Annotated in this window: 14 protein-coding genes; 7 read left to right on the plus strand and 7 right to left on the minus strand. The window is 28.5% G+C overall.

Annotation, left to right across the window (positions count from 1 at the left end):
- The first annotated feature begins 56 nt into the window (after positions 1–56).
- The 3 genes from ACKTTQ_RS16115 to pepT are packed head-to-tail and all read left to right on the plus strand — an operon-like array spanning position 57 to position 2,978.
- Positions 57–1,124, plus strand: a complete 1,068-nt coding sequence (locus ACKTTQ_RS16115) for a DUF3810 domain-containing protein (RefSeq protein WP_408049799.1) — start codon at positions 57–59, stop codon at positions 1,122–1,124.
- 33 nt (positions 1,125–1,157) lie between these two features.
- Complete coding sequence (locus tag ACKTTQ_RS16120) at positions 1,158–1,709, plus strand: hypothetical protein (protein WP_408049800.1); 552 nt, start codon at positions 1,158–1,160, stop codon at positions 1,707–1,709.
- Between the two features lie 27 nt (positions 1,710–1,736).
- Positions 1,737–2,978 (plus strand): peptidase T, encoded by a 1,242-nt coding sequence (gene pepT, locus ACKTTQ_RS16125; RefSeq protein WP_299136096.1) that lies wholly within the window; start codon positions 1,737–1,739, stop codon positions 2,976–2,978.
- 71 nt (positions 2,979–3,049) lie between these two features.
- Here pepT and lgt read toward each other — a convergent pair whose 3' ends face one another.
- From lgt to ACKTTQ_RS16160, 7 genes are all read right to left on the minus strand, one after another.
- Entirely contained in the window at positions 3,050–3,916 is an 867-nt protein-coding gene (lgt, locus tag ACKTTQ_RS16130) for a prolipoprotein diacylglyceryl transferase (protein ID WP_093870781.1), read from the minus strand.
- A 72-nt stretch (positions 3,917–3,988) separates the two neighbouring features.
- Positions 3,989–4,240, minus strand: a complete 252-nt coding sequence (yidD, locus tag ACKTTQ_RS16135; protein ID WP_176974397.1) for a membrane protein insertion efficiency factor YidD — start codon at positions 4,238–4,240, stop codon at positions 3,989–3,991.
- Positions 4,227–4,742, minus strand: coding sequence for a GNAT family N-acetyltransferase (locus ACKTTQ_RS16140; protein WP_093870780.1), 516 nt, complete (start codon positions 4,740–4,742; stop codon positions 4,227–4,229). Before ACKTTQ_RS16140 ends, yidD begins: the two co-directional genes overlap by 14 nt.
- A gap of 5 nt (positions 4,743–4,747) precedes the next feature.
- Positions 4,748–6,226: a cysteine--tRNA ligase gene (gene cysS, locus ACKTTQ_RS16145; RefSeq protein WP_093870779.1), complete on the minus strand. Its 1,479-nt coding sequence runs from the start codon at positions 6,224–6,226 to the stop codon at positions 4,748–4,750.
- A 104-nt stretch (positions 6,227–6,330) separates the two neighbouring features.
- On the minus strand, positions 6,331–7,788 hold the full coding sequence (locus ACKTTQ_RS16150; protein ID WP_147239374.1) for a hypothetical protein: 1,458 nt from the start codon (positions 7,786–7,788) through the stop codon (positions 6,331–6,333).
- Positions 7,769–8,347: a hypothetical protein gene (locus ACKTTQ_RS16155; RefSeq protein ID WP_299136091.1), complete on the minus strand. Its 579-nt coding sequence runs from the start codon at positions 8,345–8,347 to the stop codon at positions 7,769–7,771. Before ACKTTQ_RS16155 ends, ACKTTQ_RS16150 begins: the two co-directional genes overlap by 20 nt.
- Positions 8,340–8,888 carry an RNA polymerase sigma factor gene (locus ACKTTQ_RS16160; RefSeq protein WP_093870776.1) on the minus strand — a complete coding sequence of 183 codons (549 nt, stop codon included), beginning with the start codon at positions 8,886–8,888 and terminating at the stop codon, positions 8,340–8,342. Before ACKTTQ_RS16160 ends, ACKTTQ_RS16155 begins: the two co-directional genes overlap by 8 nt.
- Before the next feature lie 99 nt (positions 8,889–8,987).
- On the opposite strand from ACKTTQ_RS16160, the gene meaB reads away from it, so the two are divergent.
- The 4 genes from meaB (at position 8,988) to ACKTTQ_RS16180 (ending at position 12,274) form a co-directional block, all read left to right on the plus strand.
- Positions 8,988–10,058: a methylmalonyl Co-A mutase-associated GTPase MeaB gene (gene meaB / locus ACKTTQ_RS16165; RefSeq protein ID WP_299136089.1), complete on the plus strand. Its 1,071-nt coding sequence runs from the start codon at positions 8,988–8,990 to the stop codon at positions 10,056–10,058.
- A 36-nt stretch (positions 10,059–10,094) separates the two neighbouring features.
- Complete coding sequence (locus tag ACKTTQ_RS16170) at positions 10,095–10,445, plus strand: tRNA-binding protein (RefSeq protein WP_093870775.1); 351 nt, start codon at positions 10,095–10,097, stop codon at positions 10,443–10,445.
- An 85-nt stretch (positions 10,446–10,530) separates the two neighbouring features.
- Positions 10,531–11,106: a Crp/Fnr family transcriptional regulator gene (locus ACKTTQ_RS16175; RefSeq protein ID WP_093870774.1), complete on the plus strand. Its 576-nt coding sequence runs from the start codon at positions 10,531–10,533 to the stop codon at positions 11,104–11,106.
- A 67-nt stretch (positions 11,107–11,173) separates the two neighbouring features.
- Positions 11,174–12,274 (plus strand): SMP-30/gluconolactonase/LRE family protein, encoded by a 1,101-nt coding sequence (locus tag ACKTTQ_RS16180; RefSeq protein WP_408049801.1) that lies wholly within the window; start codon positions 11,174–11,176, stop codon positions 12,272–12,274.
- Positions 12,275–12,386: the final 112 nt, after the last annotated feature.

Genomic DNA, 12,386 nt, shown 5'->3' on the forward strand with positions numbered 1-12,386 from the left:
AACAAAATTGTTATTAACTTGTTGATAACGTTCTATCTTTATTATTTTTGATGGCAATGAAATACTCTAAAACAAACATTTTATTAGCAATATTATTACCTATCCAAGTACTATTAGTGCAATTTTTAAGCCAAAAACCAATTTGGATTGAGCAGTATTATAGCAATGGGATTTATAAAATAATATCAAAAACACTTCGTGCAATTTTAGGATGGATTCCTTTTTCTTTTGGTGATATTATAGGACTTCTTTTAATACTTCTTTTTATAAAAGGACTTTATAAATTAATCAAAACTAAATTTACAACTTTCATTCCTCAATTACTAAAACTTTTTTCGTTTTTTTCAGTAATTTATTTTTGCTTTTATACTTTTTGGGGCTTGAATTATTTTAGAGAACCTTTAGCTAAGAATTTAGGATTACAACAATCTGAATACACTACTAGTCAGCTTTATAATGCTACAGAAAAAATAGCTACTCAATTAACAAAAGTTCATTTTCAAATTACTCAAAATGACACGCTAGAAGTTATTGTACCGTATTCTTCAAAAAAAATATACCAATTAGCTCCTGATGGTTTTGATGAATTAGCTAAGATTTATCCACAACTTTCCTATAAAACATCGTCTGTAAAAAGTTCATTAGTAAGTTTATTACAATCATATAATGGCACTTCTGGATACATTAATCCAATAACAGGGGAAGCTCAAGTAAACAATCAAATTCCTAAAACAGGATATGCCTCTACTACTTGCCATGAGATGGCACATCAAATTGGATGGTCTGCTGAAAACGATGCTAACTTTGTAGGTTTTTTAGCTTGCATAAACAATAATGATATTTATTTTAAATATGCTGGTTATAGAATGGCTTTTCGTTACTGTATAAACGAGCTACACAAACGAGATAAAAAGCTTGCCAATACTCTTAAAAAAACAGTAAATAAAGGTGTTTTTAAAGATTATAAAAACAGTTATTTACATTGGAAACAATTTGAGAACCCTATTGAACCTTATTTAAAGAAAGGCTATAATTCATATTTAAAAGCAAACAATCAAGCTAATGGGATTAAATCTTACAGTTATGTAGTAGATTTGCTTATTGCTTATTTTAAAAACAACTAAAAACTATCTAAAAATATTGACAAATTCAGTATTATGAAAAAACTTATTGCTCTTTTCCTTTTTTCACTATTTATATCTTGTGATTCTTCTGAATTAAAAAAAGATTTTAACTGCTCAGTAGGCTCAAATTATTCTGGTTTAAAAAAATTTGATGATTTTAGAAATTTATTTGCTATAAAACTACCAAAAAAATGGAAGGTTAATCTATATTATGATAACGGGCAAACTTCTATTTATGCAGCTGACACCACATTAAGTCTTACCAAAACTACTTTATTAGATGCTTCTATAATTCATTCCCCTACATTTATTGATGCTACATTTAAGCAAAAGGTTTCAGCTGATAATACTAAAATGAAATTACAAGAAGTAAAAACAAAAGATTTCAAGTTATTTAATAAAGACTCCTATTATAGTTTAGCTAAAGGAAAAAAAGGAAAATATCCCTATCATATTTTAAATGTTTTCACGAAAGTAAATAGTGATAATTTTTTACATGTAAAAACAGAAGTTTATGGTGATGATTTAGTTGATGAACGTATTTGCAAAGCCATAAATTTAATTAACGAAATACAGTTGAAATAAGTATTTTTGGATTTTAAAATTAAAACAATGAACAAACAACATATAATTGATCGATTTATAAAGTACGTAACAATTGATACCGAAAGTGATCCTAACAACCCTGCTTTCCCTAGTACTGAAAAACAATGGGACCTTGCTAAAGTTCTTGAAAAAGAATTAAAAGAAATTGGTATGATTGATGTTGAATTAGATAGTAATTGTTATTTAATGGCAACATTACCTAGTAATTTAGACTATGATGTACCAACTATTGGTTTTGTTGCACATATAGATACAAGTCCTGATTTTACTGGAGCAAATGTAAAACCACAAATTCATGAAAATTATGACGGAAAAGATATTCTTTTAAATGAAAAAGAAAACATTGTTTTATCTCCTAATTACTTTGAAGATTTATTACAATATAAAGGTCAAACTATAATTACAACTGACGGTACTACTTTACTTGGTGCCGATGATAAAGCTGGAGTTACTGAAATCGTTTCTGCCATGGAATATTTAATTCAAAACCCTGAATTAAAACACGGTAAAATACGTATTTGTTTTACACCTGATGAAGAAGTTGGTAAGGGTGCTCACCTATTTGATGTTGAAAAATTCGGGGCTGAGTGGGCATACACTATGGATGGTAGTCAAATTGGTGAATTAGAATACGAAAACTTCAATGCAGCTGGGGCCAAAATTACAATTAACGGTAAAATTGTTCACCCTGGTTATGCCAAAGGAAAAATGATCAACTCAATGACAATTGCTAGTGAGTTTATTAATGCTTTACCTGAAAATGAAGTTCCTGAAAAAACTACTGGGTATGAAGGTTTTTTTCATTTACATAATATGGAAGGTGAAGTAGAAAAAACTACTTTACACTATATTATAAGAGATCATGACATGGATTTATTTAAAAACCGAAAACAAGCAATGCTTGATTTAGTTGATGTTATGAATCAAAAACTGGGTAAAGACTTAATTGAAATTGAAATGAAGGATCAATACTATAATATGAAAGAGAAGGTTACTCCTGTTATGCATATAGTTGATATTGCTGAAGAAGTGATGAATGACATGGGAATTACTCCTTTAATTAAAGCTATTAGAGGTGGTACAGATGGTTCTCAATTATCATATAAAGGATTACCTTGCCCTAATATTTTTGCTGGTGGACATAATTTTCACGGAAGATATGAATATGTTCCTGCTGAAAGTATTGTAAAAGCAAGTGAAGTTATTGTTGGAATTACTCAAAAGGTAGCTCAAAAATTTTCTTCATAAAAACTTTTAGTTACAGCATAAAAAAAAGACTTAGTTAAAACTAAGTCTTTTTTTTATGCTGTTTATATTTTTTAATCCTCTTGAGGTATTTTTGTTTTTCTAAACATTAACCAAATCCCTATCATTACTAAAGGAATACTTAGCACTTGACCTGTATTTAATGTATTAAACACCCAATCTTCTCTTCCTTCAATTTGTGCTTCTTTTAAGAACTCTATGAAAAATCGTAAAGACCACAAAACAACCATGAACAACCCGAATAAAAACCCAGTTTGCTTCTTTTTATCAGTTTTCCAATAAAAATACCATAACGCAAAAAACAAGGCTAAATAACTAAACGCTTCATACAATTGAGTTGGATAGCGTGGTTCTGATTCTCCAGCTCTTTTAAATATTACACCAAAACTTGAACCTGTAGCTTTCCCATAAATTTCTGAGTTAAAAAAGTTTCCTAAGCGAATAAAAAAACCTGCTAAGGCAACCATAATACCTAATCTATCTAAAATAAATAACCACGGTTTTTGCAGATGCTTTTTCGCATAAAAGTATAAAGCTAAAGGAATTCCTACTGCTGCACCATGACTAGCAAATCCTGTAAAACCAGTAAATTTCCAATCTTTTAAAAAACCAAATAAAGCAGTAGCTCCATCTTGTTTTTTAAAAGGTAAAAATATTTCTAATAAATTATTTTGGTAATAACCCCAATTATAGAAAAATACTTCTCCTAAACGCATACCTATTAACATCGATACAAAAACATACATAAATAAAGGATCTAGTTTTTCAACAGGAACCTTATCATTTATATAAATTTTCTTCATTAAATGCAATCCTAAAATAAAAGCAGCTACGAACATTAAACTATACCATCTAATACCAAAACCTCCTATTTTAATAATCTCAGGATTCCAATCCCATACGATAGATAAAAAACTCATGTATTTTAAATTTAATTTTTATATTACTACAAGTTGAATAAAATTACTTTTTTATTTCTCTTGCAATAACGATTATTTATTTTTTTTTTCTGGCACTGGATCATACCCACTTCCACCCCAAGGATGACAACTAAATATTCTTTTTAAAGCCAACCATCCACCGTAAAACAACCCGTGCTTTTGAAGTGCCTCTATTGTATAATGTGAACATGTAGGTGAATATCTACAGGTAGCAGGTGTAAATGGTGATATTGCTGTTTGATAAAAACGTACTAATAAAACAAACGGATATGTTAGTATTTTTTTCAAATTAATTCCAATCATTTTTTAATAATTCATACCTTCTATCAGTACAATTATCATATTCATTATAAAACTCTTTTACTGGCTTAAAAAACTTAGCTAAAATTTTATTTGATGCTATATTTTCAACCCATACATCAGCAGTAATCTTTTCAAATTTTAAAACATTGAAAGAATATTCTATCATTTTTTTAGCTATTTCAGTAGCATATCCTCTACCCCAAAAATCTTTTCTAAAACGATATCCTAATTCTCTATTTTTTTCTTCATTTGTTAGAAAACCTATCAACCCAATTAAATCTTCTTTATTTTTTTCAAAAACACCTAAAAGACTTAAACTATTTCCTACTATATCTCCATTAAAAGAAAGTGCTAATTGAAATTTGTTTTCAATATTATCTTCTGAGGGTTTATTTTGAGGAATAGCTTTTATTATTTCTTCAGCTGTTAATAACTCAACAAATTCTTTTTTATGAATCTTTTGTATCGCTTTAACGATGAGCCTTTCAGATTGAAAAACCATAGCTTCTAATTTATTGAAAAACTAGTTCCTTCTCTACCATCTTTCAACTGAATACCTAATTCTAATAATTCATCTCTAATTTGATCAGACAGTGCCCAGTCTTTATTTTCTCTTGCTTCTTTACGTAATTTAATTAGCAATTCTACAACTCCATTAACTTTATCAGAACTTCCTTGAGTTACCTCATTCATTAAACCTAATACGTCAAAAACAAACGCATTCATGGTTTTCTTTAACTCTAATAAATCTTCCTCAGTTAAACTAGCCTTTTGCTCACGAATTAAATTGATTATTTTAACTGCTTCAAATAAGTGAGAAATTAAAATTGGAGTATTAAAATCATCATTCATGGCAGCATAACATTCTTTTTTCCAGTCTTGAACATTAAAAGTTGACTCACTTCCTGCTTCAATTTTATCTAAATAATTAACAGCATCCATTAGCTTTCCATGACCTTTTTCAGAAGCTTCTAATGCATCACTTGAAAAATCTAATATACTACGGTAATTAGCTTGTAAATTAAAAAAACGAACAACACTTGGCATAAATGCTTTACTTAAAACATCGTTTTCTCCTGTTAAAATTTCATTAGGCAAAATATAATTCCCTGTAGACTTAGCCATTTTTTGGCTATTTAACAACAACATATTTGTATGCATCCAATAGTTAACAGGTGCTTTACCACTACATGTTTGAGATTGCGCAATTTCACATTCATGATGCGGAAACTTTAAATCCATTCCACCTCCGTGAATATCAAATTGTTCTCCTAAATATTTTTTACTCATAACAGAACATTCTAAATGCCAACCAGGAAATCCATCACTCCAAGGAGATGGCCAACGCATAATATGACGTTCATCTGCTTTTTTCCACAGAGCAAAATCTTGAGGATTTCTTTTATCAGACTGTCCATCTAAAGTTCTAGTATTATGTATTGCATCTTCAATTTTCCTTCCAGATAAGATTCCATAATTACCTGTTTTGTTGTATTTCAACACATCAAAATATACAGATCCATTTACCTCATAAGCAAATCCTTTATCCATGATTTCTTTAATCATTTCAATTTGTTCAACTATATGACCAGTAGCTGTTGGTTCAATACTTGGAGGTAAAAAATTATAATTTTTTAACACATCATGGAAGTCAACTGTATAACGTTGAACCACTTCCATTGGTTCTATCTCTTCTAAACGTGCTTTTTTAGCAATTCTATCTTCTCCTTCATCAGCATCATTTTCTAAATGACCTGCATCAGTAATATTACGTACATAACGTACTTTATATCCTAAATGTAACATATAACGATATACTACATCAAAGAACATAAAAGTTCTTACGTTTCCTAAATGAGCATTACTGTAAACGGTGGGACCACAAACATACATCCCTACCCTTCCTTCAATTACAGGTTTAAAAAGCTCTTTGCTTTTTGATAATGAGTTGTATACTTTAAGTTGATTTTCTTTATATAATTCCATAGAAAAAGTGACTATTTACAAATGCTAAAGATAGGCACTTTATGAAGAATGGCGAAATGGAATTTTAGTGAAGTTTTAAAAAAAATGTTAAGAATAAACAAAAGTTATTCAGTAATTGCTAACTGAGAATATTTACCCTCTATGTAAATTTTTTTATTTTTAGATTCTATTAAAAAAGTTCCGTTAATATTTTTACTTCCCATTTCTTTAAGCGTGACAGTAATCGGCTTTCTTATGGAATACAATGAAGGGTTTTCTTTTATTTCAAAATTAAATTGTTGATTGATTCCTGAAAGGTTTACAGAAGCATTTGCTGAACTTAAAAACATTTTAAACTGACCATAATCTGGATGAATTTTATCTATCTTTAAATCTCCAAATTTATGAACTAACTTAACATTTTTATACACATCAACTATTGTAATATCAGAAGATTTTGAATTTACAACTGTGTTAGTAACCGATGCTATTTTAGCATCGGTTACATTATTTAAAAATAGTGTACTTGTATTTAATGAATTAATTTTAACTGGTGAAAACGAAATATTCAATTTACCTCCGTTTAAAGCATCTGCTTTGAAGTTACCATAACTTACTTTTCCGTTTACCTTTGTTTTAGGTAATTTAACCTTGCAATGGCGAGTATTTAAATTAAATGTGGCATTCTTAGGAACCTTTACTTTTATTTTTTTTACTATTTTAACTTTCTTTCCATTAATCATTAAATCATTTCCTTTACTATTAGTAATGTATGAGTAACTTAATTGAGTGTTTTTAAGCTGTTTCCTAGCTAATTCTAATGCTTTTTTCACTTCAACCCTATTAATCTTTCTAAGCTCTTTCCTTGCTTTTGCTAACGCTTCTCTTTTTTCTAAGCGTTTCTTTTTTAATGCTTTTGAACGTTTTTTTAATGTTTTTTTTCTTTTTTCTTGCTGTTTCTTAAACTTTTTATATTCTTTTGTTTTTTTAAACTTTTCCCATTCCTTTTTTGATTTTATAGTAACATTATTCACTCCGTCTTTCCATTGAAAAAAATAAGTATCTCCATCTTTTGAATATTTATCAAAATCAAATTCAATATTCTCTAGCCCCTTCATAGCATCATCAATGTCAATGTTAAAATCTTCCAGTTCTATTTCAGGAAGCACAAATAAATTATGATCATTATTATTGCTTAAGTTGTATACTGTTCCTTTAGGAAAATTAGTATTCCCAGATGAGTTATAAAAAAATATATTATCATTCCCTATTGAGTGAAAGCTATTACTATTTGCTTTTATCTTAACAGTACTTTTATTACCTAAAGCTTCAAAGTTCCATCTTTTCAAATACTTTTCTGCTTCTTTTTTATCTATACCTTCTATTTCAATTGTAGCCTCTACAGCAACTTCATTTTTATTCCATGTAGTTACCTCTATTTCAGCATTTGAAGCATTAATATCTATTTCTACATTTTTATTAGTATAAAATTTTTCATTAAACTTTTTTTCTACTTTCTGAGCCAACAAGGAACTTGTTATCAGTAATAAAAATACACTTATTTTAAATGGTTTGAGTGTCATTTTGATTTGGATTTTTAAATTCATGTAATTGTTTTTGCATACGTTTTAACAGCTGTAAACGCATTTGCAGGTTTCCAATCAATGCATTGATAGTATCATCGTTAATTCCTTTTTTGTTGAGCTCTTGGGTTAACGACTTATATTCTTTAGTTAACAACCCTAATTGGGTTAAATAACCATCAAATAATTCTTTATTTTCTTTTGTTAATTCTAATTGACTTAATTCGTAATTAATTGTATTTATGTAATATGATTCTATTGTTTTTAATTCAGGAGAGATGCTTCCTAAACTAATTTGTGAATCATTATTTAACTCTACTGAATTTGTTATTTTTGGTAAAGATTCTCCTTCAATGTTTGTTGTAGAAAATTTGATTCCTACTCCTACTAACAAAACTATTGATGCTGCAACATATAACCACTTATATTTTTTTATCTTACTTGGTTTTTCGTGTAATTCACTCAATAATTTTTGTTGAAATCGTACACGATGTTTAGATGATATTTCAACATTATTATTTGTATTATTTTTTAATATATCTCTAATATCTTTATCCATAATACACGTTTTTTAATTGTTCTTGCACCTTTTTCTTTCCTCTCATTAAATGTGTTCTAGAAGTAACTTCTGATATTTCTAAAATCTGAGAAATTTCTTTATGATCATATCCTTCTAATAAATATAAACTTAACACAACTCTATATTTTTCTTTTAATTTATCTATACTACTAACAATATCATTATACGATATATTCATCCCTACGTTCCAATCATCATTTTCTTCTATCGAAGTTACTTCTTCATTTATAGAAACTAGAGTTAGCTTCCTTTTTTTTAACCAATCAATACTTTGATTAATTACAATTCTTTTTAACCAAGCTCCAAAAGCGACTTCTTCTTTATATAAATATATTTTTCTAAAAGCTTTAATAAAGGCATCTTGCATTATATCTTCTGCTTCAAAAGAATCTTTTACATACCTCAACGCTACTGTATACATAGCTTCATAATACAAATCATACAACTGCATTTGTGCCTTTGCATTATTTTGCTTACAAGCCTCAATAATAGATTGATGTAGCTGTTTAGTTGGTTTCATTTTTAATTTCTTGCCCTAAAGACGATTCTTTTTTAGGAGTGTTGCATTTTAGCTAAAAATTTATTTTTAAATTTACATTAATAATTCGTTTTTACTTTAATGATTAAAAAAAACAAATCGGCACTCTCTGAAAAAGATGGAGTTTCTCAACCTGAAACTACCAGTAAAAAATCTGCTCAAAAAATTAAATTAAACAGAAGAAAACAAACTTCTGCTAATGAATTTATAAAAAACATTTTAGCTGGTGATATTACTTTTTTAAGTAGAGCCATTACCTTGATTGAAAGCACTAATCCAAAGCACCAAAAAAAAGCCAATGAAATTTTAGATGCTTGTTTACCTCATGCCAATAACTCTGTTAGGATTGGTATTACTGGGGTTCCAGGTGTAGGGAAAAGTACTTTTATTGAGTCATTTGGAAAACATTTAACTTCCTTAGGTAAAAAGGTTGCTGTATTAGCTGTAGATCCAAGCAGTTCTATAAATAAAGGTAGTATTTTAGGAGATAAAACTAGAATGGAAGAGTTAGTTACCGATAAAAACGCTTTTATACGCCCTTCTCCTTCTGGAACTTCATTGGGTGGTGTGGCTCAAAAAACTCGAGAAAGTATTATTTTATGTGAAGCTGCTGGTTTTGATAGTATAATTATAGAAACTGTTGGTGTTGGACAATCAGAAACTGCTGTACATTCTATGGTAGATTTCTTTTTACTTTTAAAATTAGCTGGTGCTGGTGATGAACTTCAAGGAATAAAACGTGGTATTATTGAAATGGCAGATGCAATTGTTATTAACAAGGCCGATGGAGATAATGCTAAAAATGCTAAAATTGCCAAAGTTGAGTTTACTAGAGCACTTCATTTATACCCTCCTAAAGAAAATGGATGGGTTCCTAAAGTTTTAGTAGCAAGTGCTCTTAAACATCAAGGAATTGATAATATTTATAAAATGATCAATGATTATATTTCTGAGGCTAAAAGCACTTCTTTTTTTAAATCAAAAAGAAATATTCAAAATAAATATTGGTTATTAGAAACCATTAACCAACAATTAAAAGCAAATTTTTACAACAACCCAGAAGTTTCAAAATTACTAAGTACTGAAATTTCAAAATTAGAAAATGGAAAAACATCACCGTTTAGCGCTGCTAAAAGATTATTAAATATATAAATACCTGTACTAATAAAATAGCTTAAAACACAAACAATGAATAACATTCAAAATAACGAATTAACATGGAGTGATTTCACAAAAGTTGAAATGCGAATTGGTACTATTATAACTGCAGAAATATTTAAAGAAGTTAAAAATCCTGCTTACAAAATGCAAATAGATTTTGGTGAATATGGGATCAAGAAAACGTCAGCTCAAATAACAAAACTATATACCCCTGAAGAATTAATTGGTAATCAAGTAATTGCTGTTATTAATTTTCCTAAAAAACAAATAGCTACTATGATGAGTGAATGTTTAGTTTTAGGTGGAATTGGTGAGAATAAGGAAGTAACTCTTATAGCTCCTGAACGAAATATTAAAAACGGAACCAGAATAGGATAGCTACTATTAAAGTAATAGTTTTAATAGTAGCTATTCTTTATAAAGAAAATTGTATTGTTATTAACAAACTAGATTTTATACAAAAATGAATGAATTACATAAAATACTAGAAGAACTTATTGGTTTAACAGATAATGAGTGGGGGGTTTTTAAATCTCTTTTAAAAAAGAGAGACGTAAAAGCTAAAACATTAATCATTAAAGAAGGAAGTATTGCTAAAAACTTATATTTTATTGATTCTGGATTACTAAGGTCTTATTATTTTCTAGATGGCAAAGAAATCAATTCTTATTTTTCATGTGATAACCAATTCATATCTATATTTTCTAGCTTTATAAATCAAACTCCTTCTTTAGAAATTTTAGAAACTATTGAAGATAGTTGCGTTTATGAATTATCATATTATTCTTTGTCGGAATTATATACCAAATCAGCAAATTTTGAAAAGTTAGGTAGAATTTTAGCTGAAAAAAATTATTTGTGTGCTCTTGAGAGAACTTCTACTATGCAAACAAAAACCGCTAAAGAGAAATACTTAGATTTTATAAAAAAGTATAATAAAAAAATTGTCCAAAGAGTACCGCAACATCAAATAGCAAGTTTTCTTGGAATTGCGCCTGAATCTCTTAGTAGAGTTAGAAAGGAAATTACTATTTCTTAACAAATATCAATGCAGGTACTTTATACCTATTGTTTCTTTGTTTTAATAAATCTAAAACAAAAATACAATGAAATTTACTTCTATAATTAAAGTATCAATTACCACCGCAATAGTTTTTTTTATAACTAGTATTTTATTTAAAGCTTGTTCTCTAAAACCTTCTGCTTGGAAGCCACCAGTAAACCCTAAATTTAACGGTGTTTTCTCAAAAAACGAATTACTAAAAACAACAAAAAAAGTAAATTTAAATGGTTGGTACGGACCTGAAGACATAGCAATAGATAGCCAAGGAAATCTATATTGTGGTGTTCATATTACAGAAACAGATTTCACAGATGGGAGAATTTTAAAAATTGACACTACAGGAAAAATATCCGTTTTTTGTAATACTCAATCTTGGGTAGCTGGATTACATTTTGATAAAAATGAAAACCTCATAGCCTGCGATTTAAAAAGAGGACTAATAAGTATTGATAAAAAAGGCCAAATAACAACTTTAGCCAAAGAAGATGAAAAAGGTAATAAATTTTTAATCCCTAATGATGTAGATATTGCAAGCGATGGAATCATTTATTTTTCAAATACATCATCAAAAATATCCTTTAGCAGAAAAAATATTTGGAAAATCTTAATGGAAGTTAAGCCAGATGGTGGTCTTTATAGTTTTAATCCAATTACAAAAAATGTTACGACTTTAATTGATGGCTCTTATTTTGGTAATGGGGTTGCTGTATCTGAAAATGATGAGTTTGTTTTAATGGTAGACTTAACTAAATATCGTATAATTAGATACTGGCTGAAAGGTGATAATAAAGGGAAAACAGATATCTTTTTAGAAAATTTACCTGGATTTCCAAACGGAATTTCAAGAAGGAAAGATGGTAGTTTTTGGCTTGGTTTTTCTACTAAAAGAGATGATATGTTAGATAAGATACAGCCTAGCCCACTACTTAAGAAAATTGTTTATGGCCTTCCTCTTTGGTTACAACCTAAAGTAGCTTCTTTTGGAATGATTATGCACGTAAGTAAAAAAGGAGATATATTAAAAACATATTATGATACTACAGGTAAATTTGTAGCTGAAGCCAGTTCAATTGAAGAACATAATGGTTACATATACATTGGTGGAGATATTGCTAATCATATAGGGAAGTTTAAATTGGAATAAAAACTTAATCAACTTATTTATACCACTATCTTTACTTTATAAAGTATGCACAATTCAATATTAATATGTGTTAAAAACATAAACACCAAACATTACTAAGGTGTTTATGTTT

Source organism: Tenacibaculum halocynthiae, from assembly GCF_964512825.1.
GTDB lineage: Bacteria > Bacteroidota > Bacteroidia > Flavobacteriales > Flavobacteriaceae > Polaribacter > Polaribacter halocynthiae.

Bases quoted from the DNA above. Each gene is read 5' to 3' on its own strand.
- ACKTTQ_RS16160 (WP_093870776.1), bottom strand. From the start codon at position 8,888: ATGAAACCAACTAAACAGCTACATCAATCTATTATTGAGGCTTGTAAG.
- ACKTTQ_RS16155 (WP_299136091.1), bottom strand. From the start codon at position 8,347: ATGGATAAAGATATTAGAGATATATTAAAAAATAATACAAATAATAAT.
- pepT (WP_299136096.1), top strand. From the start codon at position 1,737: ATGAACAAACAACATATAATTGATCGATTTATAAAGTACGTAACAATT.
- ACKTTQ_RS16170 (WP_093870775.1), top strand. From the start codon at position 10,095: ATGAATAACATTCAAAATAACGAATTAACATGGAGTGATTTCACAAAA.
- ACKTTQ_RS16120 (WP_408049800.1), top strand. From the start codon at position 1,158: ATGAAAAAACTTATTGCTCTTTTCCTTTTTTCACTATTTATATCTTGT.
- ACKTTQ_RS16175 (WP_093870774.1), top strand. From the start codon at position 10,531: ATGAATGAATTACATAAAATACTAGAAGAACTTATTGGTTTAACAGAT.
- ACKTTQ_RS16115 (WP_408049799.1), top strand. From the start codon at position 57: ATGAAATACTCTAAAACAAACATTTTATTAGCAATATTATTACCTATC.
- meaB (WP_299136089.1), top strand. From the start codon at position 8,988: ATGATTAAAAAAAACAAATCGGCACTCTCTGAAAAAGATGGAGTTTCT.
- ACKTTQ_RS16140 (WP_093870780.1), bottom strand. From the start codon at position 4,742: ATGGTTTTTCAATCTGAAAGGCTCATCGTTAAAGCGATACAAAAGATT.
- yidD (WP_176974397.1), bottom strand. From the start codon at position 4,240: ATGATTGGAATTAATTTGAAAAAAATACTAACATATCCGTTTGTTTTA.
- cysS (WP_093870779.1), bottom strand. From the start codon at position 6,226: ATGGAATTATATAAAGAAAATCAACTTAAAGTATACAACTCATTATCA.
- ACKTTQ_RS16180 (WP_408049801.1), top strand. From the start codon at position 11,174: ATGAAATTTACTTCTATAATTAAAGTATCAATTACCACCGCAATAGTT.
- lgt (WP_093870781.1), bottom strand. From the start codon at position 3,916: ATGAGTTTTTTATCTATCGTATGGGATTGGAATCCTGAGATTATTAAA.
- ACKTTQ_RS16150 (WP_147239374.1), bottom strand. From the start codon at position 7,788: ATGACACTCAAACCATTTAAAATAAGTGTATTTTTATTACTGATAACA.